This is a genomic window from Acinetobacter sedimenti (assembly GCF_022601685.1).
GTDB lineage: Bacteria > Pseudomonadota > Gammaproteobacteria > Pseudomonadales > Moraxellaceae > Acinetobacter > Acinetobacter sedimenti.
In genome coordinates, this window is record NZ_JAKUML010000006.1 from 99230 (window position 1) to 125536 (window position 26307).

The window sequence follows — 26307 nt, forward strand, 5'->3', positions numbered from 1 at the left end:
TTACACTCCTACCGCTTGCGCTTCAACAGACACCGCAACTGGTTCTGCCAAAGAAATGGTTGGCGCAAGTCCAACTGGATAACCGATATAACCTGTTGGCAAATATTCAATCACTTGAATCGGTAAATTGACAATGCTATCACCTGCTTTCACGGTAATACGTTGTCCATCTTGTAGATTCATCCGAGCAGCATCGTGCTCACCCACCGCAAACATGGCTTCTGGAATGCGTGATTGCATTGCAGGCGTTTTCACGGTGAATTCGCCCGAGGCGAAAATGTGATGCATCGGCACAAGACGGAACGCATCAGGATTGGCAACAACAGCATTTGGTGCAACATAGCTTCGTGCAGGACGTTTTGCCAAACGATCGAACAAACGAATGCCTGAATCACCGCCTTTGAGATGACCACCGACTTGATCTTGGTATTTGTTCCAAGATTGTGGCGAGTTCCAACCTGGCGCCCACGCAAATGGAATCAATGATGATGCCTTTTGTGGTCCCACATAACCTTCCATTGAGAAGGTCAAGGCAGAATCGGTATCTACAGGTTGCTTTGGCTCATGTACATTCAGTGGTGCAATCATTGCGGTACGACCAGAATAGCGACGTGGTTCACGGGCAATTTTCAAACCATGAATACGGTAGTCGGCATTCGGTGCAACATCAGCGATCGCTTCAAGTTGCGGTACATTTTTCACCACACTTTCAACCACATGATCGAGTACAGTCCATGAAATGTCTTTTGATTTCAAACCTGTTTCGATGGCATGTAACCAACGCCAAGATTCCTTAATTACATATTCAGGCTTGTAGTAGCTTGGATCATAAACTTGATAGAAACGCTGTGCACGCCCTTCTTGGCTAACCACTGTGCCATCTGCCTCAGCAAAGCTCGCCGCCGACAAGACATAATCCGCCGCTTTCACCGTTGCAGTTTCGCTATGATCGAGTACGATCACGCTGTCTGCTTTATTCAGTGCAGCTTTGACTTGCGCTTCAGGCAATTGACGGAACAAATCATTTTCAACAATGATCAAGGCATCATAATCTTGTGCCAAGGCTTGCTCTAAGCTCTGACCGCCAAATAGCGCCAAGCCCATTGAGTTGACTTCAGGAACAGTCAAACTTAAACCTGCTTTTTCACCCAAGGCCTGCGCCACACTTGCCGCCGCTTCCATGATTGCAGGATCTTGTAGGCTCGTGCCTGAAATAATGAGTGGTTTTTTCGCTGTTTTTAAGCTGTTCGCCATGGTTTCAGCGAATGCTTTGGCATCATCATCCAATCCTGTGATCGGCTGATCTTGTAGCGCTGCTGCCACCGCAAAACCTAAACGTGCAATATCATTTGGTGAGGCAACCACTTCGGCCGCTGCAATATCAGAAAGACGCGTTTGTGTTGCCGCCAAGATATACACTGGTGACTTGGCATGCTGTGCAATACGTTGCACTGGCTCTGCAAGCCAATCTTGCGTTTTGCGCTCTGCTGCCATTTGTTTGGCTTTATTTTTTGCCGACTGACGTACAGACAATGCCATGCGAGGTGCAGTTTGGGTTAAGTCTTCACCCAAAATCAGTACCGCATCATAGCTTTCGATCTCACGCATACTTGGGTTATAAATGCCCTGTGTTTGCATAATATCAGCAGCAAGCTCTACTAAACTTTGCGTTTTTTGGCTCATACCAGTTGAGTAATTTTCTTTACCCACCAATTCACGCAACGCAAAATTTGACTCCAAACTTGCACGTGGTGAACCAATACCCAAAACTTTTTTCGCTTTAATGGTTGCAATCACTTGGTCTAAGGCATCATCAGTGCTTAAAGTGCTGACATTATCATTGGCACGAAGCTGTGGCTGACGTGGACGATCGGCACGATTGACATAACCTGTGCCGAAACGACCTTTATCACACAAGAAGTATTGATTGACATCGCCATTGAAGCGGTTTTCCACACGGCGAATTTCACCATAACGTTCACCTGGTGAGATGTTACAGCCACTTGAACATCCATGACAGACGCTAGGTGCGTACTGCATATCCCATTTGCGGTTATAGCGTTCAGAATGAGTTTTATCGGTAAATACACCTGTTGGACAAACTTCAGTTAAGTTGCCTGAGAATTCAGATTCTAAAGTCCCTGATTCTGGACGACCAAAATAGACACGAGATGCATTAGCATAAACACCGAAGTCTGTACCGCCTGCATAATCTTTGTAATAACGCACGCAACGATAACAAGCGATACAACGGTTCATTTCATGTGCAATGAACGAGCCGAGCTCTTGATTGTGATGGGTACGTTTGGTAAAGCGATAACGACGACGATCATGACCAGTCATCACGGTCATATCTTGTAGGTGACAATGTCCACCCTCTTCACAGACTGGACAGTCGTGCGGATGGTTGGTCATCAACAATTCTACAATCGAGGCACGGAAATCCACTGCCTCTTTGTCTTCAATCGAAATATAGGTATTGTCTGAAGCTGGTGTCATACACGACATCACCAAACGACCACGAGTGTCTTCTGGATTTGCATATTGTGTCACTGCACACTGGCGACAAGAGCCGACCGAACCTAAGGATGGATGCCAACAAAAATAAGGAATATCAATCCCCAAAGACAAACATGCTTGCAGCAAGTTCTCTGAGCCATTGACCTCATATTGTTTTCCATCGACATGTATAGTAGCCATCGTCGAATTCCTTATACTTGTTCAACGTGTTGAGCTTCTGCAACAGGACGATTGGTCACTTTTGCCTCAAACTCATGACGGAAATATTTCAGCGCACCCATTAATGGTTCCATCGCACCTGGTGCGTGGGCACAGAAGGTTTTACCGATCCACAATTTTTTGGTCAGCTCAGTCAGATGTTCAACATCTTCCATTTTTCCTTCACCATTTTCGAGTGCTTTTAATGCTTTTACAGCCCAAGGCAAGCCATCACGGCACGGCGTACAGAAGCCACACGACTCGCGTGCAAAGAATTCTTCTAGGTTACGCACTGCGGAGACCATACACTGCGACTCATCGACCACCATCAGCAAACACGTGCCTAGACGTGAGCCTGCTTTCATGATGCTTTCTGAATCCATTGGCAGATCAATATGTTCTGCTGCCAAAAAGTCAGTCGATGCACCGCCCGGTAGCCATGCCTTCAGCGTTAAGCCATCACGCATACCGCCTGCATGCTCCTCGATCACTTCACGTGCAGTAGTACCAAATGGAAGCTCCCAAAGCCCTGGGAATTTCACCTTGCCTGATGCACCATAAATCTTAGTGCCTGGGTCTTTCGATTTACCTGCAGATAACCCCACATACCACTCTGCACCACGAAGCATGATTGCAGGGAGGTTGTTAAAGGTTTCTACATTATTGACAATCGTCGGACGGCCCCATGCCCCTGCAACTTGCGGGAATGGTGGTTTGGTACGCGGATTGGCACGACGACCTTCGAGTGAGTTAATCAATGCCGTTTCTTCACCGCAGATATAACGTCCTGCGCCTGTATGTACGTGTAGATCAAAGCTCCAATCTGTGCCGAGAATATTCTCGCCGAGATAGCCTTTGGTACGAATTTGCTCAAGTGCTTCATTCAGATATTGCGCCGCTTCGATATATTCACCACGGATAAAGATATAACCGTGTGTTGCTTCGAGCGTATAGCCTGCAATCAACATCCCCTCGATCAATTGATGAGGTAATTTTTCCATCAACAAGCGATCTTTAAAAGTACCCGGTTCCATCTCATCGGCATTACAGATCAAGTACCGTGGCCCAGATTTGTCATTTGGCGCCATTAGCGACCATTTGATCCCTGCGGGGAAGCCTGCACCACCACGACCTTTTACAGTCGCTGCTTTGATGAGTTCAAGTACTTCATTTGGCGTCATCGATACGGCTTTTTTCAGCCCTTGATAACCTTCCAACGCTTCATAATCTTCCGCACTACGCACATGTTCTTGCTTACTCAAACGCCATGTTAATGGGTGAGTTTCAGGATTGCCGTCGCCATAGATTGGTTTTGGTTCGGTATTCATAGATACTTCTCCAAGAGCTGTTTGACCGAAGACACATCGACTAAACCGTGGGTATCTTCATCAATCATTAAAGTTGGCCCTTTATCGCAGTTCCCTAAGCAACAAATCGGCAATAAAGTAAAGCGTCCATCCGCTGTGGTCTGACCGTATTGAATGCCAAGCTCACGTTGGAATGCATCTGCAAGACTTTCTGCACCCATCAAGAAACACGCAATCGAGTCACATAACAAAATTACATGCTTACCGACAGGTTGACGGTAAATACGGTTATAGAATGTCGCCACACCTTCAAGATCAGCCACGCTAATCATTAATAGCTGTGCGATGGCATGCAGCTGCGCATCATCGACCCAACCATTACGGCGTTGAACGCATTTCAGCGCATCAAGTGACGCCGCACGTGGATCAGGATAATGTCCAATGTGATGCTCAATGTCGTGAATTTCTTCAGGAGTCAAAATCCCTTCCACACTGACACGAGGCTTTTTGTCTGTCAAAATCATCATAATGCTGTACCTCTAGCGATCCACGTCTGCCATAACCACATCAATGGTCGCCAAATAAATAATTAAGTCAGACACTAGACTGCCGTTAATTACCGAAGGAATTTGCTGTAAGTGCGTGAATGTCGGCGTACGAATACGTGTACGATAACTCATTGTCGCTTTATCCGAGGTGAGATAATAGGTACTCGCCCCTTTCACCACTTCCGCCATAAATGACGACTCACCCGCAGGCATCACAGGACCCCAAGACACACTCAAGAAGTGATTAATCAAGGTTTCAATGTCTTGTAGTGTTTTGTCTTTTGGTGGCGGTACCGCCAATGGATGATCGGCTTTGTATGCACCAGATGGCATATTATCCAAACACTGTTTAATGATTTTTAGCGATTCACGAATTTCATGGAAATGCACCATGACACGCGCATAAGCATCGCCTTCGTACTCGACTGGTACTTCAAAGTCGTAATTCTCATAGCCACTATATGGACGATATTTACGCACATCAAAGTCTATACCTGTGGCACGTAAACCTGTACCTGTCACACCCCAAGCGAGTGCTGACTTGGCATCGTACTGCGCTACATTTTTGGTACGTCCAACGAATACTGAGTTTTTCAACGCTGCTTTGTGATATTCATCCAAACGCTTCGGCATCCAATCGAGCAGTTCTTTGACCAGTGTATGCCAGCCATTTGGCAAGTCATGCGCTGTCCCACCGATACGGAACCACGCAGGGTGCATACGGAAGCCAGTAATTGCCTCAACAATGTCATAAACCTTTTGACGATCGGCAAACATATAGAATACTGGCGTCATACCACCTGTATCCTGAATCGCCGTACCGATATAGAGCAAGTGGTTATTGATGCGGAATAACTCGGAGAGCATGACACGGATACACTGCGCACGATCAGGCACAGTAATGCCCGCCATTTGCTCAACTGCCATCACGTACGGCATATTTTGCGCCACACCGCCGAGATAATCGACACGGTCGGTATAAGGAATAAATGAGTGCCATGTTTGACGTTCAGCCATCTTTTCCACGCCACGGTGGTGATAGCCAATATCAGGTACACAATCCAATACTTCTTCACCATCGAGTTGAAGAATGACACGGAACGCACCATGTGCAGATGGATGGTTCGGACCCAAGTTCAAGAACATGAAGTCTTCGTCATCGTTACCACGTTTCAAGCCCCAATCTTCAGGCACAAAACGCAAATGCTCTTGTTCAAAATCCTGCTTAGCTTGATCTTGCATATACGGTGTATATTCAGTGGCACGTGCAGAATATTCTTTACGCAGTGGATGACCTTCCCAGTACGTCGGCAATAAGATACGACGAAGCATCGGGTGACCTTCGAAGTTGATCCCGAACATGTCATAGGCTTCACGTTCGTACCAATTGGCATTTGGCCAAATATTGCTTGCGGTTGGAATATTAAGATCATCATCGCTGAGTGCGACCTTGATACGAATGTCGGTATTACGCTCCAAAGATAACAAATGATAAAACACAGTAAAATCAGAGGCAGGTAACCCATCACGATGATTTCGCAGACGCTCATCCATTGCAGAGAGGTCAAACAGCATCACATAAGGACGTGGCACTGTGCGCAAAAACATCAATACATCGAGAACTCGAGAACGTTCAACCCAGACCGTTGGAAAATTATCAAACGTCGCTTGCACATAGAAGTTTTCACCAAATTTGTTTTTCAGTTCTTCTACGATTGCAAATGCTGGACGTGAATCGTGTTCCACTTCTGGCATAGTAGTTTCAGTTTCAGCCATTGGCTTGGCTTCCTATTTTTAAAAAAATTCGGTTCGCTAAACTGATTTGACTGCGCCGAAACGCAGTACATCAATCATCAAATCAGCCCTATTACTTAATCTCATCCATTGAGCGCAGATTTTTCACTGCAATACGCTCGGCATTTTTACGATCTCGTTCAGGCATCATTTTTGGTTTATAAATCGGTTGCAGATCATCACCAATCACCGCAGATAAAGGACGGCGCTCCAGTTGGATTTGATCTTGCAAGAGCATCAAAGCTTGAATTAAAGCTTCAGGGCGTGGCGGACAACCCGGCACATAAACATCGACAGGAATGATTTTATCGACACCCTGCACGACTGAGTAAATATCGTACATACCACCAGAGTTGGCACATGCACCCATTGAGATCACCCATTTCGGCTCAAGCATTTGCTCGTAAAGACGCTGGATTACAGGTGCCATTTTGACAAAGCACGTCCCTGCAACGATCATCAAATCTGCCTGACGAGGTGAAGCACGAATTACCTCGGCACCAAAACGTGACATATCATGCACACCGGTCAAGGTGGTGGCATATTCCACATAACAGCATGATGTACCAAAGTTAAATGGCCAAACGGAGTTCTTACGTCCCCAGTTCACTGCTGTATGCAAAACGTCTTCAAGTTTGGTCATGAAGACATTTTTATTCACTTCCTCTTCAAGAGGATCACCTACGATCTGACGCTCTTGGAGAGGATACTGATCCGCATTAGGATTGGCACGGGTTAGGGTATATTTCATCCCGCATTACTCCTTAATTACATTTTGAATTTCGTTTTTTGATTGATGTGCTGATGTTTTAATCGCAGATTGTGCAGGAATTTTTCCTGTTGGATCTTGTACCAATTCTTCAATCGAATTAAATCGAGTAATGGATGCAATATCCATATTTGGTGATCCAATTTTTGGTTTAATACCAGCAGCTTTACGGCGATCATGTGGCGCCCAATTCAGCGCACCTGTGCTCATCTCGTAAATCAAACCGATCAACAACACCAAAATAAAAATCGCAGCCGTCGCAAAACCGACCCAACCAACTTCACGTACGGAAGTCGCCCAAGCATAGAGATACAGAGCTTCTAGATCAAAGACAACAAAGAAAATCGCAACAAGATAAAATTTGGCTGATAAGCGAATACGTGCGCCACCAGCGCTAACAACACCAGACTCGAACTGTTCTTGCTTTGCACGCCCCCAAGCTTTACCACCAAGTAGTAGCGGGACAGTCAACATAAAGGCGCATAAAAATGTTACGCCAATCACAAAAGCAATAATCGCCCAATCATATGGAGTAATGGCACTCATGCGGGGTGAACTCCTAGCAGGCCTTACAAAATAAAGAAAGTTTGTTGTATTTGAGAAAATCTTTCATCAAACACAGACATAATATCCTTTTTATTGTACCTGATTTTTGAATTATGTTTCTAGACGTTAAACTCATACTTTCGCAGTAAAAATCCATTTTAACAGCCTGATTATTAATAAATAAGAAGCATTTTCATTTTGATAATAATATCAAATTCATCTCCCCTTCTTAATATACAAAAGTCTATTTTGCTCAAAAAATAGATACTTTCACAATTTTTTCAGTATAATCACAAACTCACCACCATACAACTTTGCACACTGATGTTTAAACCTCTATTTAACACAATGCGCAATATGCACTTTTCAACTCGTGTAGGGATTTTTGCGCTTATTAGCGGGGTTGTTTTTTGTGCAGCTTTAGCAGGAATTTTTTCACGCCCTTTATTCTTTTTGGCCTGCAAATGCACTTTTACTTGGCTTAATTCTGCGCTATCCACAATTACGTGGCATCGAAACATGGCTTGGTACGTTTGTTGGTTTTATGCTCGCCGACTTGATTACTGGCAATTATTTTCTACTTGCTTTTGCGCTGACTTTAGCAAATCTGTTTGAAGTTTTAACCGCAATCGTATTATTTCAACTCTTCCAACTTAGTTATCGCAAATACAATCATGGTTTAACTTTCTTCTATATGCTCATTATCGTCACATTCAGCTCGGCGATGAGTGCGCTTGTTGCGGTAAGCACAGTCCCAAATCTGCCAAATGGCTTTATGGTTGATCAGCATCTCATCCAAGAATTTTGTATGTGGTGGACAGCAGAGATTCAAAATCACGTGCTTATTCTTCCATTAATTTTAAGCTTCCCAACTTGGAATACGCTTAGAGATTTTCAACATCGGTTTAATGTGATTGAGATCCAGTGGCATGATTTCCTCCCTTTGATCGCTATCGTGACTGCCACATTTGTTGCTGTAACTTTTGGTGGCCCAGGAGCTCTCACTTTCCCTATTGTGCTGCACTCATTTGGGCAGCCTTACGGTATGGTTTTTTTAGCCTAGCGATTATTAACTTTGTGGTATGTACAGTGCTTTTCTACAGTGCAACTTTAAGTATCTTAGACGTACATTCAGCCGACTACTTATATACGAGCACATCAACGCGTATTGGCTTATTCATGCTTGCCAAATCTGCAATGACGGTGTGTTTAATCAGATCGAACCGCAAGCACTTATTTGAAGAAATTTTATTTCATGTGCAGTACGACTCATTAACCAAAAGCCTATCCCGACATCATTTTATGCAATCCGCTTCTACTGCCATTCAACATGCGCAAAAAAGTCAGCGTGATACCACCCTCATGATGGTCGATATTGATTATTTTAAAAGAATTAATGATGAGTTTGGACATCAGGCAGGCGATGAGGCTCTGCAACACTTCGTTAAGATTACGCAAAGTATTTTGCGATAACACGATTTATTCGGGCGCTTGGGTGGCGAAGAGTTTGCAATCTTGCTACAAAATACAGATTTGGAATCAGCTAAACAGATTGCTGAACGGATTCAAAGTACACTAAAACAACACCCTTTAAACCTTTCTTTTAATCAAAGTATTTTAATTAATATTAGTATTGGCGTATCTAGCATTCCCTACAAACAAGCATTTCGCCCACTCGATATTGGATTTCACAAGCTGATAAAGTTTTGTATCAAGCAAAATCAGCGGGTAGAGATCAGATTCAAATTGCAATGAACACTTAATATTCAACCACAGTGAATACCGTTAATAAAATCACACAGTCCTATTTAGCCGATTTATGCAAAGGCGTTTTCGTTACACTTTGCTTGACTGGCCATGTCATGGTAAATCGAGCACCACCTAGCACTGGACTTTGATCAACCTCAACCTTCCCACCAAACCAATAAGCAATACGGCTCACGATCGACAAGCCCAACCCATAACCACCAGATGCACGCGTCCGACTATCATCTAAGCGAGCAAACGCTTCGAAGACTTTCTCACGATCTTTTTCATCAATACCCTGCCCATCATCTTCAACGCAGACAAAAGCATAGCGATCTTGTATACCACCACTGACACGCACCATTGAATTGCTATAACGAAGTGCATTACCAACAAAATTCTGTACGACACGATGCAGATAGCGATACTCCGCTTCCACCTCTAGATCCTGAGCAGGTAGTAGACTGGTGATATTTTTATCTTTCTTAATGACAGCCGTTTCATCTATCACTTGTTGAAGTAGATTTTTCAAAACTACTTTTTCAAAGTGCAATGACGGTGTCCCTTGCTCAAGTTTGGCATAAGTCATGATCTCATCAATGAGCTTATTCAACTCTTCGATGTCTTTGTCGATCATTTCCATCTGTGAGATACGTGCATCATAGTCATCAGTATCTGTCAGCATCTCCATACCAAAGCGTACTCGGGCAACTGGTGTTCTGAGTTCATGTGATACTGCACGAGTCAATTCTTGCTGTGCTTCGATCAGACGTTGGATGTGCTCAGTCATCATATTGAAGCTTAAGCCAAGATTCGCCATCTCATCGTTACCCTCAACAGTAACTCGAGTATCAAGATCGCCTTTGCGCACACGGTTTAAGGCCTGACGCACTTTGCCAATTTTTCGCTCGAGTGGCAGAATGAGGAAATACACACCCATAATTAACAAGAATAAGCTAAATAAAACAATTCCCGCAAAGACAGTAAAAGGTAACCAGTTAAAAATTGGTACAGGTCCTAAGACCAAAACCTGATTAGGTACATTGGTATAGGCAGAAATAACAGAGATTGTCGTGCCTTGCATCGTCGCACTATCACGATACAGCATCAAGGTCTGCGTCTTATCTGTACGCAAGCGACTGATTTGATCCATATCTAGATTCATATCAGATAACTTTTTGAATGCGATCGGATATGCAAAATAAAGCTGTAGCTCTTCTAAACGCTGCTGTTCCGCACCTGGATAATAACTCAGATCCTCTAACACCAAAATTGCGATCATTTTAATTTGCACTTCTGAAAGTTTATCCACCTTCATATGCAAATAGACATTTGGCTGACCATCAACTTGGGTATAAATATCACCGATAATTTTACTGGCATCATAACGCACAATAGCACGCCCATCGCTGAGGCGACGACGTTCTGTGCGGGATAAATCGAGCTGGTCACGTGGTACAAAATCGAGTTGCAGTTCGAGCACTCTAGATACATCAGCAAGCCAATCTTCTTGACTTTGTGGTGTCGGCTGTCTTGCCACCACTTCAGAAATCACATGCGCCACACCGTCTGCCATTTGCTCACGGTAATCTTGCGCACGTTGATAATTGATAACTTGAACAATGATGTACGCCAAGATTGCAACCAATGCCACCAAACATACCAGTCCAGCATAGATACGAAGGAAAACACTATGTTTAAATGATGACACGGATGCCTCTTGAACTTATAAAATAATAACTATCGTCAAATAATGCACTTAGGCATTATTTGACTCTTTGACGAATAGATAACCTTTACTACGTACAGTTTTGATACGTTTTGGATTTTCAGGATCATCACCGATTTTTGGACGGATGCGTGAGATACGCACGTCGATTGAACGATCTTGACCATCATATTCGATACCACGTAGACGCTCGAAAATATCTTCACGAGATAAGATGCGACCTGCATTCGATGCAAGTAACCACAACAAATCATACTCTGCACTAGTGAAGTCAACCAACTCACCGCTAAGCGTGACTGAGCGACCACCATTATCAATAACCAAATCATCAAACTCAACACGTTGTGATACTTCTTCCTCTACAGAGTTGTCTGTACGACGAAGTAAGGCACGAATACGTGCAAGCAAAACACGTGGTTGAACTGGTTTTGGCACATAGTCATCCGCACCCATTTCCAAACCAAGCACCTGATCCATATCTTCGGTACGTGCTGTAAGCATCAAAATTGGATGATGATACTGTGAGCGCACTTCACGACAAACGGTCAAACCATCCGCACCCGGCAACATCACATCGAGTACCACCAAATCTGGTTGCTCGCTGATAATACGGCGAATCGCACGATTACCATCTGTTTCCACCCCTACTTCCAAACCATTGCGAATCAGGTATTCTTGCGTCAAATTCGCAAGACGTTCATCATCTTCTACAATTAAAATTTTCGGCAATTTTTCTTCTTGCGACATTTCCATTCCTCTAAATTAATGACGCATCTTATTCAAATTAAATAAAAAATTAGAATAACAACGCATCTTCTGATGCACCCAATATACACGCGTTTACAATGTAAACAAGCCCCCTTTCACCAAAAATTACACTCTCTATAAAATTGTATTGCTTATCATGGTTACATTGTAAACTTAGGTAAAAATAGCTAAAGAAATTTACACTCCGCTTACATGTCAACCTGATGATTTTATGACGAATGAATTGTAAAAATTTATATCAACAACTTATCCACAGAGTTATCTATACGAGAAATCAAGCTTTCTTGTTAGTCTATTTCTGCACAAAAATATGCACACTTTTTAGCGGAAAAATAATTTCTATTGCTAAGTGTAGGAAACTAAATCAATTGCATCAAAAAAAGGATCTGATGCGAAAAGTCAAGATTGAATCACAAGAAAAATTACCGTATCTTGTGTCTCATAGATTAAATCAACACAACTTATAGTGGTTTCGTTTTAGAAAACGGTCTTTGATATAAAGCACTTTTAAAAATGGAAGCCATCGACTAAATACATGGAGCAGTGCCGTCATGAGCGTACTCGACACAACCCCAGGCGAATTACGTGTTATCAAACGCACAGGTGATGTTGCCGACTTTAATGCCGAAAAGATTTCTGTTGCGATTGGCAAAGCCTTTCTCGCAGTAGAGGGCGGACACAGTCACGATTCGAGTCGTATCCACGACCGTATCTCTGAGCTGACGCAAATGGTGATGAACACCTTTAAGCGTCGCTTACCTTCTGGCGGTACAATCCATATCGAAGAAATCCAAGACCAAGTTGAATTGGCATTGATGCGCACAGGCGAGCAAAAAGTTGCACGTGCTTATGTGATTTATCGTGATAAGCGCCATTCTGAACGTCAAGGTGAGAATGCAAGTCATCACCCTACACTACAAGTTACTGATGCAGATGGCATGTTAAAGCCACTTGACTTGACTGCACTAGCCAAGAGCGCAGAACGTGCAAGCCAAGATCTTGAAGGTATCGACACGCAAGCGATCATCGACGAAACCGTAAAGAACCTTTATAACGGCGTCAAAGAATCTGAAATTGCCACCACCATGATGATGGCAACACGTACTCGTATCGAGCATGAGCCAAACTATACCTATGTCACTGCTCGCCTGCTACGTGATGAATTGGTTAAAGTCGGTCTAAACTTTTTAGAACTTGATACAGACACCAATGAAAATGATGCACTCGAAGCATATTTGAATAAAGGTGTGCATTTAGAACTGCTTGATCCTGAACTGCTTAAATTTGACTTAAAACAACTCGCTGCAGCAATCAAACCTGAACGTAGCAATCAGTTTACTTATTTAGGTCTACAGACTTTATTTGATCGTTATTTCATTCATAAAGATGGTGTGCGTTTTGAATTACCACAACTATTCTTCATGCGTGTGGCGATGGGGCTTGCCATCCAAGAACAAGATCGTGAAGCACGTGCCATTGAGTTCTACGACTTATTGTCAAGTTTCGATTATATGGCGTCTACGCCGACCTTGTTTAATGCAGGCACACTACGCCCACAGCTTTCAAGCTGTTATTTGACCACTGTGCCTGACAACTTATTCGGTATTTACGGCGCAATCCGTGACAATGCGATGCTGTCAAAATGGGCTGGTGGTCTCGGTAATGACTGGACTCCAGTACGTGCTTTGAACTCGTACATCAAAGGCACTAATGGTAAGTCGCAAGGTGTCGTGCCATTCCTGAAAGTCGTGAACGATACTGCGGTTGCAGTCAACCAAGGTGGTAAGCGTAAAGGTGCGGTCTGTGCTTATCTTGAAACATGGCATTTGGATATTGAAGAATTCCTTGAACTGCGCAAAAACACGGGGGATGACCGTCGTCGTACCCACGATATGAATACAGCAAACTGGGTGCCTGATCTATTCATGCAACGTGTATTAGAAAATGCAGAATGGACCTTGTTTAGCCCATCAGATGCACCTGATCTTCACGATTTGACAGGGACAGCATTTGCAGAGCGTTATGCACACTACGAAGGTTTAGCTGCGAAAAAAGAAATCTTGCACAAGAAAGTCAAAGCACAAGACTTGTGGCGCAAGATGCTTTCGATGCTATTTGAAACAGGTCATCCGTGGATCACCTTCAAAGATGTTTGTAACTTACGTTCACCACAACAACACGTTGGCGTGGTGCATTCATCGAACTTGTGTACTGAGATTACCCTCAATACAGATCAAGACGAAATCGCTGTATGTAACTTAGGTTCGATCAACCTTGTACGTCATATCACTGACGGTCAACTTGACCATGCAAAACTTGAAAGCACAGTAAAAACTGCGGTGCGTATGCTCGATAACGTGGTAGACATTAACTACTATGCTGTTGAACAAGCACGCAATTCAAACCTCAAGCACCGCCCTGTCGGTATGGGCATCATGGGCTTCCAAGATGCGTTATATGAATTAAATCTTGCTTATGGTTCTGATGAAGCGGTGGAATTTGCCGATCGTTCGATGGAAGCGATTAGCTACTTCGCCATTCAGACCTCTAGTAATCTCGCTGTTGAACGTGGTGCATACTCTACATTCAAAGGTTCGCTATGGGATCAAGGCATTTTGCCTATCGACTCATTGAACAAAGTCGCAGCAACTCGCCCTGAAGGCATGTTTGAAGTCGATCGTTCAACGACTTTGGATTGGGATAGCTTGCGTGCCAAAGTACAAAAAGACGGTATGCGTAACTCGAATGTGATGGCGATTGCGCCGACGGCAACCATTTCGAATATTTGTGGTGTATCACAGTCTATCGAGCCAACATTCCAAAACTTGTATGTGAAATCAAACTTGTCAGGTGAATTCACCGTGATCAACCCTTACCTTGTTCGTGCATTGAAAGATCGTGGACTTTGGGATGTGGTAATGGTCAACGACTTGAAACACTATGAAGGTTCGGTACAGAAGATCGCACGTATTCCACAAGACTTGAAAGACGTATTTGCGACTGCATTTGAAGTTGAGCCTCGTTGGATCGTTGATGCGGCAAGCCGTCGTCAAAAATGGATCGACCAAGCGCAATCATTGAACTTGTATATCTCTGGTGCGAACGGTAAGAAACTCGACATCACTTATAAAATGGCTTGGTTACGTGGCTTGAAAACCACTTATTACCTCCGTGCTTTGGGTGCGACTTCTGCAGAGAAATCAACCATTAACACAGGTGCACTCAATGCAGTAAAACCTGCAACGATGGCAGCAGCAGTTGAGCCTGAGCCAGTAGTAGCACAAAAAGTCGCTCAACAAGATGATGGTTTCACCAATGCAGCACCAGTACCACAAGCTTGTAGCATTGACAATCCTGACTGTGAAGCGTGTCAGTAATAGGCGAATCAATAGATAAATCGTCGTAAAGATGAATCATGGCTCGGCGTGTTTTACTCAATTCAAAACACGCTGACTATCTGACAAAAAAACGATTTTAAGTATTTTGAAATATAGCGAGATTATAATATGTCAATTCTAAGCTGGGACGACTTTGAAGATGATGCACAAAAGCATGCTCCTGCGACATCCCCATCTGCGCCCGTCGCACCGAAAGAAGCGCCTATACAGAAAGTGGTATCTGATGGACAGCCACAAGCGCAGAGCGTGGCTCCTGCAAAATCCCCTACACCAACAACAAATGGAAATGCAATTGATCCAACCGATTCGATGGCTCGAGCATCTGAATCCTTAAAACATTTGGACGTTGCACCAGGTCTTGAAGAGTTGGAAATGGGCGCAGGTCGTGTCGAAGTTGAAGACAAGCGCATGATCAACTGTCGTGCCGATCTAAACCAACTTGTACCATTTCGCTATGAGTGGGCGTGGCAAAAATATCTTGACGGTTGTGCCAACCACTGGATGCCACAAGAAGTCAACATGAACCACGACATCGCACTGTGGAAGTCTGAAAATGGCTTGACCGATGACGAACGTGTGATTGTCAAACGCTCATTAGGTTTCTTCTCTACTGCAGATTCATTGGTTGCGAATAACTTGGTTTTGGCGATCTATCGTCTGATCACCAATCCAGAATGTCGCCAATATATCTTGCGTCAAGCCTTTGAAGAAGCGATTCACACCCATGCGTATCAATACTGTATCGAATCGTTGAGTATGGACGAAGGCGAAATCTTCAATATGTATCGTGAAGTCCCGAGTGTGGCACGTAAAGCCGCTTGGGGATTGAAATACACCCAATCGCTTGGTGATCCAAGCTTTAAAACAGGTACGACCGAAGATGATCAACAATTGCTCCGCAACTTGATCGCATTCTACTGTGTGCTTGAAGGCATCTTCTTCTACTGTGGCTTTACCCAAATCTTGAGTATGGGGCGTCGTAACAAGATGACTGGTGTGGCTGAGCAGTTCCAATATATCTTGCGTGATGAGTCGATGCACGTGAACTTCGGTATCGACATGATTAACCAAATCAAGATCGAAAATCCACAGCTTTGGACGAAAGACTTCCAACAAGAAGTGATCCAAATGATCTTGGAAGGCACCATGCTTGAGATCGAATATGCTCGTGATACCATGCCACGTGGCGTACTCGGTATGAACGCTGCGATGATGGAAGAATATTTGAAATTTATCTCTAACCGTCGTTTGACACAACTGGGTTTGCCTGAGCAGTTCAAAGGTGTAAGTAATCCATTCCAATGGATGTCTGAGATGATGGACTTGCGTAAAGAGAAGAACTTCTTTGAAACACGTGTGACGGACTATCAGACCGGTGGTGCGTTGAGTTGGTAATGAACCGATTGAATTGCAATAACTAAAAGATGAAGTCACATATTAAAATCCCCCTTCAGTTGGATTCAACTGAAAGGGGATTTCCGATTCATAGCGCTAACAGTCTACAATGACATATCAATAACAATACGCCCATCAATTTTGCCTGCTTCCATGCGATCAAAGATATCATTGATATTTTCTAAAGGTTCGACACTAATGTGTGCTTTGACCTTTCCACGTGCAGCAATCTCTAATGCTTCTTTTAAATCAAGTCGTGTGCCAACAATCGAACCACGTACAGTAATCCCTTCAAGTACCATATCAAAGATCGACAAATCAAATTTACCTGGTGGCAAGCCATTTAACACCATCGTACCGCCACGGCGGATAATTTGTACTGCTTGCTCAAAGGCTTTTGGCGAAACTGCAGTCACTAATACACCATGACAACCATCACCCGTGGCAGCCATCACCGCTTCTTTGACATCTTGTTTGAGCGCATTGATACCAACATCTGCACCTAGCTTTTGAGCCAGCTCAAGTTTCGAATCATCAACATCAATTGCAACAACATTATAACCCATCGTTTTGGCATACTGTACCGCCACATGACCTAAACCACCAATACCAGAGATGGCAACCCAATCCCCCGTCTTAGCCTCTGTCATTTTTAACCCTTTATATACAGTCACACCTGCACACAAAATTGGCGCAATTTCGAGCAAATCAACACCCTCAGGAATCACGCCAACATACTCACCATCAGCTAGGCAATATTCAGCAAAGCTACCATTCACTGAATAACCTGAGTTTTGTTGCTCTTTACACAAGGTTTCCCAACCTGCATAGCAATGGTCGCAATGTCCACAGGCAGAATACAGCCATGGCACACCCACTTTATCACCGACCTTGAGATGGTGAATACCTTCGCCTATTTCCACCACTTCACCCACGCCTTCGTGTCCAGGTATAAATGGTACGGTCGGTTTTACAGGCCAGTCACCGTGCATCGCATGTAAATCTGTATGACAAACACCCGTAGCAATCATTTTCACTAAGACTTTACCTGTAGTGACTTTAGGGATTTCCACTTGCTTAATTTCTAAAGGTTGATTAAATGCTGTCACAACAGCAGCCTTCATAGTTCCCATCTTTTTATCTCCATTTCCTAGATATCAGCATCATTGATGATACCGATGCTTTGACCATAACAAGATGAAGGTAGGTATTTGGTATGTGCGATTTAATTGAATCGCGAAAAGTTCAAACTGCGCATTCAATGCACCTCAAATGCTGATCTAAGAAGATTATTTGGTCGATCAGAACAGCTTTAAAAATATCAAGCTAGCTGAGTAAATCTTATTCAGCGTCATTTAAGATTCATTTTTCTAAAAATGGAAACTCCAAAAAACATAAACCCGAATTGAACTCCCTGTCCAATTTAGGCTGAGTGTTCTTTTAGAGATAACTGCACCTTAATCATACAACATGTGAAGTCTAAGTGAAGAATTACAACGATCATACCTACCCACCACACTCGCACTATTAAGCTCAACTATACATTCATAATGCAAAACGATAGTTTAATAAAAAATAAAACTTCGCTTTTATTTTGATCATATCTTTTTGCATAAATCAGATGTGCATTCTTATGTTTTCGCCAAGTTTTTTGGTGTAGTAATGACGTTTATAAAAACAAAGCAACGATGTAGTTTCGTGCTTTCAATTTTTACAGAGTCAATCACAGCAATACCGTTTCTGGTTTAAGCAAGTCAAAAAATGGAAGCTATAAAATCAACTGAATAAACAAGTCTTTAATGAACAAAGCAATGTCAGGAGTGACAGTATGAAAAAGCGCAATTTAGTTTTAGCATTATGTGCCATTGGGAGTATCGGTTTAGCTGGCTGTAATGATGACGATTCAAACAATAATTTTTCCTCAACATCAGGAGACACCATCATTCTAACCAGTGATGGCATGATTAGTTCAATCAACAAAAATGCTCCAGATGAAGTTGTGTCCAACCGAAGCGTATCAGGATTGCAATCTGGCGATGAGTTGGTGGGTATCGATTATCGCCCGAGCAATGGCATGCTCTACGCAGTTGGGATGTTAGGTAATATTTATACCGTCGACCCTGATACGGGCGAGGCAACTTTTGTTGCAGCATTGACAGCAGATCCAAAAGACACTACTGATGGTAATGATCCATTTGAGTCCATTATGGGTGATGCTGATCTGATCACTGTCAATTTCAATCCAGTTGCAGATCGACTTCGAGTGATGACCGAAACAGGACAAAATTTGCGTATCAATGTCGATACGGGTGCAACCATCACTGATGGCATGATCAATATGAATGGTGGCGATCCATCTGTCATCGCTGGTGCATATACCAATGCCTTTGCAGGAACAGGCTCAACCAAACTATATAGTCTTGATCAAAATAGCGACCGCATTTATTTACAGAACGCCAATGCAGGGACTTTAGGTATGTCTACCGCATTGGCGACGGGTGTCGATATTGCAGGCTCGATTGGCTTTGACATTAATGGCATCAACAATGAAGCATTTATTGCATTGAAGTCATCTGGTCAATATATGATGCACACCTTAAACCTTGCAAATGTTGCCACTGGAGCTGATGCTGTGGTGAGCTCGTCAAATTTGGCATCGAGTTATAATGACAAAAATATTCGTGGCATTACCTTAAAGCCTGCTGAGGACTCTTCAGCAATGGCATTGGGTCTGACGACTGACAACAAGATGCTCAGCTTCTCATTGATGACACCGAGTGAAACCACTGAAATCATGGTCACAGGATTAGCTACAGATGAGCGCTTAGTTGGTATTGATTACCGTCTTCGCACGATGACAGACAACTCTGGCATGCTATATGGTTTGACTAATCAATCTAATCTCTACACCATCGACCCAGCAACGGGTGTCAGCACCATGGTCAGCACACTTACACCAGCAGCTGACAGCGCTTTTGAAGAAATGGAAGGCGAGCAATTTGTAGTTGACTTCAACCCTGCCGCTGACCGCCTACGTGTCATTAGCAATACAGGGCAAAACTTAAGAATTAATGTCGATACGGGTGAAACTATTTTAGACGGTGAAATAAATGGTATCGAAGGTGCTGTAGTTACAGGTGCAGCTTACACCAATAGCTTCCAAACGTCGATTGAAGGCTTAGGCACAGCGTTATTTGATATCGATCAAGCTAACAATTTGCTTGCACAACAGTTACCGCCAAATGATGGTACGCTCATCTCTATCGGCACAATCGCAAATTCACTTGGCATGGATAATGGCTTTGATATCGCAGGCGGTGATAATGGCTTTGCCTTTGCCACTGTACCATCAACAAGTGGCGGTTCAATGCTATATCGTGTAGATATCAATCCTGATACAAGCCTCACTACACCTCGAATGCGTCCTGCTGTGAATGTTGATGGCACTCCAAACGCAGAGGCATCCATGATTGGTGGTGACAGCAGTGTGATTGATATTGCAATCCTCTTGAAATAACAGCATCAATCAACTTCGATCAGTCAATCTAGCTTAGTTCAACAGTGTTGGGCTAAGTTTTTTAGTTTTTAACTATTTTATTTGAACATTGAGAGAATACAGTAAAAAATAAAGCAACAAAGCATTGATTCAATGATGATAACTAACAAACGATACTCAATAAAAATTATTGAAACTGATGAAATCAACTTAAAATAATGAAATGACAACATCAAAAAAAACATAAACCCGAATTGAACTCCCTGTTCAATTCGGGCAATATGCGGTTGTGCGACGATTTTTGTTTTTATTAGGTCTTCCTTACCACATCTTTTCCATGATGATGTTCCATTCAGCTAAAGTCTATCCATAGTGTGGGCTTCCAAGCCCGATCCTGCGCTGATGAACTTATCTTAAGAAAAACTCACTTTCACCGAAAGTCGCAAATCACAACAGCTTTTGTAAGCCATTTCTTACAGTATTTTTACAACAGTACATATCACCCTTTATGACGCTTGTACTTGACCGTTTGGAATATCAGTTTTTAAGTTTTCAGTCCGAGATTTTTCAATACCTTCTTGGATTTTTTCATCTGCTTCCTCTTGATCACCGTCTTCCTCTTCGATCTCCTCATGGATGTCCTCATACATACGATCAGTTTGTAGTACGGTATACACAGGGAAATGATCCGAGCCGATATGTGGTAGTCGTTCCATTTTTACTAAGGCGAAGTCAATGCTGTGGAAGACATGATCCAATGACCATCGGAAGCATGGATAGTCCGCATGAAAAGTATTGATAAATTTGCGCCCAACACGTGGGTCAAGCAAACCACTGATGCGCTGAAACAATCGTGTGGTCTTCGACCAAGCCACATCGTTGAGATCACCCATAACGATACAACTTTGATCTATATCTTTGATTGCATCACCAACCATGAGTAGTTCCGCATCTCGCAAAGTAGACTCCGCAGCTTCGGTCGGGCTCGGTGGCTGTGGGTGCAAACAATACAAATCGACCTCATTACCCGAGCGCAAAATCACCGAGGCATGAATGGATGGAATCTCATCACAGAGTAAATATTTCACCTCAGCATCTTTCAGCTCAAGCTTGCTATACAGGTGCATCCCATAGAGGTTGTCTAAGGGCACAGCGACACGATAGGGATAATCTTTTTCAATGACACTCAAGGCATTTTGCCAAGATTGATCGGTTTCGAGAGTAAGTAACAAATCAGGTTGCAACTCATCGACTAGATCAATCAGTTTTTGATATTGACGATTTGGTGTCAGTACATTGGACACGATCATGGAGATTTGATTGTCAGGATTGAGGTCTTCTTGGCGCACCAACTTGACTTGATCTTTCCATATAAACGTATAAGGCAAGATCATTTTCAGCTGATATGCGATTGCGACCATCAAGGCAATGAGTAAAATTTCACGCCAAATCGTCCACGCTTCAGGCCACCAAATCAGCCCTGCCAATGTTAAAATCCCGACAAATAAAATTTGTAATCGTGGAAAATCAGCAATACGAAACCACCATTCATCACGTGGAATCCGTGACGAAATGGTCAGCCAAATCACCAATATTGCCAAAATCACAAACAACAACATGCTGTAAATCCCCAAACTTTTTATTCGTTTTGTTGGTCAATCTTACTTTAATGCACTGATATTAACCAATGATGGCAGTAGATGCAGAAATTTTTTGTTATTTATCAGGTTTTAAAAAGCTGAATAGATCATCAGAGTTTGGATTGCATTTTTTGCCCGCAAGCTTATAGAATTGTTACCACTTCGTATGATAAATGCTGTGCAGAACCTATTGCATTTGCTACACTTTAGTCCCTTTATCCCTAATTGTTTTTAATTACAAAACCTGAGGCAAGATGACATGAAAGTAGGTTTGGTTGGCTGGCGTGGAATGGTTGGTTCTGTTCTGATGCAACGTATGGTTGAAGAAAATGATTTTGCTCACTTTGAGCCATTTTATTTTTCGACCAGTAATGCAGGTGGTGAAGCACCTACATTAGGTGGAAAGACAGCCCCTGCTTTGATGGATGCTAACGATATTAGTCGCTTAAAACAGATGGACGTGATCCTCACCTGTCAAGGTGGCGACTATACGTCTGCGGTCTATCCACAACTTCGCAAAGAAGGTTGGAATGGCTATTGGATTGATGCTGCAAGCACACTACGCATGGCGGATGAAGCGATCATCGTACTTGATCCTGTCAATGCCAATGTCATTAAAAATGGTTTGGCTAATGGTGTCAAAACCTTTGCAGGTGGTAACTGTACCGTATCTTTGATGTTGATGGGTCTAGGTTCATTGTTTCAAAACAATTTGGTGGAATGGATGACTGCAATGACTTATCAAGCCGCATCAGGTGCAGGTGCGCAAAATATGCGTGAGCTGATCACTGGTATGGGCTATTTGTACAATAATACCAAAGGTTTATTGGATGATCCGAAGTCTGCAATCTTGGATATTGACCGTCAAATCGCAGAACTGCAACGTGGCGACAGCTTCCCGAAAGAAAACTTTGGCGTGCCACTCGCAGGCTCATTGATTCCATATATCGACAAACAACTTGAAAGCGGTCAATCAAAAGAAGAGTGGAAAGGTCAAGTTGAAACCAACAAAATCTTGGGTAATACGCAGATTGTTCCGATTGATGGACACTGTGTACGTATCGGTGCAATGCGTTGTCACTCGCAGGCGTTGACCATCAAACTTCGTCAAGATGTGCCTTTGAATGAGATTGAAGACATGATCGCTCAATCTAACCAATGGGCGAAAGTCGTACCTAATACACGTGAAGCCTCGATGACAGACCTCACGCCTGTCGCAGTGACTGGCACGCTCTCTATTCCAGTCGGACGTTTGCGCAAGCTCAATATGGGTAAAGAATACCTCGGTGCATTCACCGTAGGCGATCAACTCCTTTGGGGAGCAGCTGAGCCATTACGCCGTATGCTTCGGATCTTGATCGACTACAAATCTTAAACTGAAATAAAAGATTAAATCGACTTGCTTAAACGCAACGAAGCATTGTAAGTTATACCGTAGAGTGAATTCATTTGCTCTACGGTTTTTTTCAACATATTAATGCCTACAAGCGCACATTTATACGTGATATTGTTAGATTGAACAGTTGTTAAAGGATGTGAATGACATCACGTCCAAAGTGGTACAGTAAAAAATAAGCAAGATGGAACGATCATGGGATTGCAACACAAATTTGGGGTAGCTTTTTTTCAATTAGGCTTAGGGCTAACGATTCTGACGCCTGTTATCAGCCATGCCCTCACCTTAGACCCTGTCAATATTGATTCATCTCGTGGTGAGCCATTGTACGCAGAGATTCCCTTTCGTGAAGCCCAAAGTACCACTCCTTTGAAAATATCAATCGCACAACCATTCGAACTTGGTCAAGTTGCTGTATTAGATGAGGCAAAATACGCCCATTATAATTTCTATGTTCGTCAAAACCAACAAGGTCAAGGGGTTATTATTATTACCTCAACTCGCCCAATTAATGGTGACATTATTGACCTGACGTTAAAAATTGAGGACTCAGGTCAAACTCGTATGCAGATTATACGAGCTAGCCTGCCAAGTCGAATTGATCGCTTAAAAAACAGCTTAAATGAAACACCATTAAAACCACGCTACGTTACCAACGACCAAGATTTAAAACTGAGTCTGCCTGAAGTTTTACCAATCAAGAATGAAAATCAGCTAAAAATTAATACATCTATCCCTCCAATGATGCAAAAAAAAGCAACCGTGCAAGTAGCAAATATCACCCCAAGCCCTGTAACTCCGAGCTCAGTCAACGCCACTTCTCAACTGGCCGTAAAACCTCAAACAACAAAACAACAAGATTCGCAAGCCACAAAAATAGCTACACCAAATCCACCAATAATCGTATCAAAAAATCAATCTATACAGGCACAGAGCGTCAAAGAAGACTTTACTTCAATCCCATCACCTCAAGGTGAAGTAAATATTAATGTGAGTCGTCGCAGTGCGGTTCAAGTTACGTCCAAACCAGAAACTATCTATCCTACCCCCCAAACAATGGCTAACATTCAACCTTCAACGAAGCAACAACCTATTGCAAAAGCAACACCACGAACTAAAGTAGACGCTAAATCGAACAAGCCAAAACCAATTGAATCAAAACCAGTAATAAAAGCGCAACCAAAGCAAAAAATACAAAACATCGTAAAGACCCAAAAGCCAAATACACCTATAAATCCATCGAACTCAACAGCAAAAGAAAAGCATAAAGTTCAAGCCAATGAGTCATTGTGGGGTATAGCGAATCAAATCTCCAAGCAAGAGAATATTCCGATATCACAGATCATGGAACAAATCCAAGAAAATAATAAGCATGCCTTTATTAACGGTAAAGCTAATCAACTGAAGCAAGGTGCTATTCTTAAACTTGCCTATGAGTATCAAGCAGCAAAACCAAAGCAAAAAGTCGACGTACCAAAACCATTAGCTTCCGCTAATCAGATAGCAAAAAATCAGCAAAACAATGCACCTTCTCAAGCTGAAAAACAATCTCAAGCACATATGAGTATAGTTGCTGGGGACAGTAAAGGTGCTACCCAAGGCTCAAAGGCAAAAGGTACTGATAAAAAAGTTAGTAACGAATTAACAGTACAAGTCAAACAACAACGCATAACAGCAGTTGGTCTACAAAATAATGTTCGAAAACTAGATCGAGAATTAGTTGTTAAAGAAAATCGTATTGCTTTACTCAACGCACGTTTAGCTGAGTTAGAACAACAACTCAAGCAAAAGAAAAAAGCAAATACAGATTCTATTAATCAAATCAAATCTAATACCAATTCACGTTCCGATTTTTCAGAGAACTCTAAAACTCTGTTTTCTGGAAAACCTACTTTAAATCAATCTACCACTGAGCAGGAGTTAGCATAAACATGTCTACCGCAATTATAGTCATCTGTGTGGTAATGCTTATTGGCTTAGTGCTTGTCCGTATGCGTCAAGGTAAAGCTGAAGCTGAACAGAAACAAAAGAAACTCTCCAAGCCAACACCCAATGTTAAAGGCAATAAAAAAGTAGCGCAAACCAAAGAAAAGAAAGCTGAAAAAACAACTGAGAATAAACCAAAAGAGATCAACAAACCAAAAGTTGATATTTCTAACCTTCTCAGTCAAATAGATGTCATGATTGCTGACCGTCAATTTGCAAAAGCCGAAGGTGTCATTAATCAAACCTTAAATCAAGATGCAACTCAACACGCATTGTATTCAAAACTCATGAATATTTATGTATTGCAAAATGATGATTTTGCAATGAATCAGCTACTTACAGCGGTGCAAAACTTAGGGTTAAATGAAGTTTATCAAGAACTTTTCAACCGAAAAGAAGCTTATTTAGAAGATAAAGCTGCTTTAGCAGCGCGAGATCCTAGAAAAGCCGATGTTATTGAATACACACCTTCAACCAATGTGGCAGAAACTCCAGATTTTGATGCTCTCAATACTCATCACAACGCAAATGCTACATCTTCAACAAACGAGCCATTAACGTTCAACAATCCCACAAGCGCTTCAAGTTTTGATGAGTTAAACTCAAATATTGAGCCCACAAGTCCTTTAATTGAACCACCTCCTGTTGAGTTTAATTTAGAACAAGATTTGGAGTTTAAATTAGATAAAGACATATCTGATCAACATAATAGTTCAACGAACGAACTTACGTTTAATGATGAGTCGCTTACTGACGACAGTTTTGATACTCACAATGAGTTGCGAGCAGAAGAAAGTATCTTCACTGAAACAGTAATCGAAGAATCGCCACAATTTGAAAATCAAACCATAGAATCAGGTTATATTGATGCAGATGATCCAATTTCACAAGCCTTCCCTACGCTCGCCCAAGTTGATCCAGTCGAGCTAGATATCGAACTGGCAGAACAGTATGTCAGACTTGGTGAGATTGCTGCTGCGAAGCAACTTTTGAATGTGGATCAAACACAATTGAATGCAGATCAAGCTGAGAAAGTGCAACAACTTTTGCAGAAAATCGCTTAATTTTTAT

At 42.6% G+C, this 26307-nt stretch carries 18 protein-coding genes and 1 pseudogene; 8 read left to right on the forward strand and 11 right to left on the reverse strand.

What is annotated here, in order from left to right; translation table 11 throughout:
- The 7 genes from nuoG to MKI79_RS05245 form a co-directional block, all read right to left on the reverse strand.
- Positions 1-2700 (reverse strand): NADH-quinone oxidoreductase subunit NuoG, encoded by a 2700-nt coding sequence (nuoG, locus tag MKI79_RS05215; RefSeq protein ID WP_241570989.1) that lies wholly within the window; start codon positions 2698-2700, stop codon positions 1-3.
- An 11-nt stretch (positions 2701-2711) separates the two neighbouring features.
- Entirely contained in the window at positions 2712-4046 is a 1335-nt protein-coding gene (gene nuoF / locus MKI79_RS05220; RefSeq protein ID WP_241570990.1) for an NADH-quinone oxidoreductase subunit NuoF, read from the reverse strand.
- A complete protein-coding gene (gene nuoE / locus MKI79_RS05225) occupies positions 4043-4552 on the reverse strand; it encodes an NADH-quinone oxidoreductase subunit NuoE (RefSeq protein WP_241570991.1) in 510 nt (169 codons plus the stop codon). Before nuoE ends, nuoF begins: the two co-directional genes overlap by 4 nt.
- 12 nt (positions 4553-4564) lie before the next feature.
- Positions 4565-6349, reverse strand: coding sequence for an NADH-quinone oxidoreductase subunit C/D (gene nuoC / locus MKI79_RS05230; RefSeq protein WP_241570992.1), 1785 nt, complete (start codon positions 6347-6349; stop codon positions 4565-4567).
- Between the two features lie 91 nt (positions 6350-6440).
- Positions 6441-7118: a NuoB/complex I 20 kDa subunit family protein gene (locus tag MKI79_RS05235; RefSeq protein ID WP_241570993.1), complete on the reverse strand. Its 678-nt coding sequence runs from the start codon at positions 7116-7118 to the stop codon at positions 6441-6443.
- Positions 7119-7124: 6 nt separating this feature from the next.
- A complete protein-coding gene (locus MKI79_RS05240) occupies positions 7125-7682 on the reverse strand; it encodes an NADH-quinone oxidoreductase subunit A (RefSeq protein WP_241570994.1) in 558 nt (185 codons plus the stop codon).
- A 290-nt stretch (positions 7683-7972) separates the two neighbouring features.
- Positions 7973-8182: a hypothetical protein gene (locus MKI79_RS05245; RefSeq protein ID WP_241570995.1), complete on the reverse strand. Its 210-nt coding sequence runs from the start codon at positions 8180-8182 to the stop codon at positions 7973-7975.
- Between the two features lie 44 nt (positions 8183-8226).
- On the opposite strand from MKI79_RS05245, the gene MKI79_RS05250 reads away from it, so the two are divergent.
- Together MKI79_RS05250 and MKI79_RS05255 are read left to right on the forward strand one after the other, a co-directional pair.
- Complete coding sequence (locus MKI79_RS05250; protein WP_241570996.1) at positions 8227-8745, forward strand: diguanylate cyclase family protein; 519 nt, start codon at positions 8227-8229, stop codon at positions 8743-8745.
- 134 nt (positions 8746-8879) lie between these two features.
- Positions 8880-9437: pseudogene (locus tag MKI79_RS05255) on the forward strand (GGDEF domain-containing protein).
- A 49-nt stretch (positions 9438-9486) separates the two neighbouring features.
- Here MKI79_RS05255 and MKI79_RS05260 read toward each other — a convergent pair.
- Both MKI79_RS05260 and MKI79_RS05265 read right to left on the reverse strand, forming a co-directional pair.
- The gene (locus tag MKI79_RS05260; RefSeq protein WP_241570997.1) at positions 9487-11139 is read right to left on the reverse strand and encodes an ATP-binding protein; all 1653 of its coding nucleotides are present in this window, start codon (positions 11137-11139) and stop codon (positions 9487-9489) included.
- 48 nt (positions 11140-11187) lie between these two features.
- The gene (locus tag MKI79_RS05265) at positions 11188-11904 is read right to left on the reverse strand and encodes a response regulator (protein ID WP_241570998.1); all 717 of its coding nucleotides are present in this window, start codon (positions 11902-11904) and stop codon (positions 11188-11190) included.
- 572 nt (positions 11905-12476) lie between these two features.
- Here MKI79_RS05265 and MKI79_RS05270 point away from each other — a divergent pair.
- Positions 12477-15302, forward strand: a complete 2826-nt coding sequence (locus MKI79_RS05270; RefSeq protein WP_241570999.1) for a ribonucleoside-diphosphate reductase subunit alpha — start codon at positions 12477-12479, stop codon at positions 15300-15302.
- 129 nt (positions 15303-15431) lie between these two features.
- Positions 15432-16718: a ribonucleotide-diphosphate reductase subunit beta gene (locus MKI79_RS05275; RefSeq protein WP_241571000.1), complete on the forward strand. Its 1287-nt coding sequence runs from the start codon at positions 15432-15434 to the stop codon at positions 16716-16718.
- Between the two features lie 104 nt (positions 16719-16822).
- On the opposite strand, the gene adhP is transcribed toward MKI79_RS05275, so the two are convergent.
- Positions 16823-17851 carry an alcohol dehydrogenase AdhP gene (gene adhP, locus MKI79_RS05280; RefSeq protein ID WP_241571001.1) on the reverse strand — a complete coding sequence of 343 codons (1029 nt, stop codon included), beginning with the start codon at positions 17849-17851 and terminating at the stop codon, positions 16823-16825.
- 695 nt (positions 17852-18546) lie between these two features.
- Here adhP and MKI79_RS05285 point away from each other — a divergent pair.
- The gene (locus MKI79_RS05285; RefSeq protein WP_241571002.1) at positions 18547-20235 is read left to right on the forward strand and encodes a DUF4394 domain-containing protein; all 1689 of its coding nucleotides are present in this window, start codon (positions 18547-18549) and stop codon (positions 20233-20235) included.
- Between the two features lie 485 nt (positions 20236-20720).
- Here the strand turns inward: MKI79_RS05285 and MKI79_RS05290 are convergent, their stop codons facing one another.
- Positions 20721-21833 (reverse strand): endonuclease/exonuclease/phosphatase family protein, encoded by a 1113-nt coding sequence (locus MKI79_RS05290; RefSeq protein ID WP_241571003.1) that lies wholly within the window; start codon positions 21831-21833, stop codon positions 20721-20723.
- 280 nt (positions 21834-22113) lie between these two features.
- Here MKI79_RS05290 and asd point away from each other — a divergent pair, with 280 nt between their 5' ends.
- From asd to MKI79_RS05305, 3 genes are all read left to right on the forward strand, one after another.
- Positions 22114-23229, forward strand: a complete 1116-nt coding sequence (asd, locus tag MKI79_RS05295; protein ID WP_241571004.1) for an aspartate-semialdehyde dehydrogenase — start codon at positions 22114-22116, stop codon at positions 23227-23229.
- A 216-nt stretch (positions 23230-23445) separates the two neighbouring features.
- Entirely contained in the window at positions 23446-25179 is a 1734-nt protein-coding gene (locus tag MKI79_RS05300) for a FimV/HubP-related protein (RefSeq protein ID WP_241571005.1), read from the forward strand.
- A gap of 2 nt (positions 25180-25181) precedes the next feature.
- Positions 25182-26300 (forward strand): hypothetical protein, encoded by a 1119-nt coding sequence (locus tag MKI79_RS05305; protein WP_241571006.1) that lies wholly within the window; start codon positions 25182-25184, stop codon positions 26298-26300.
- Positions 26301-26307: the final 7 nt, after the last annotated feature.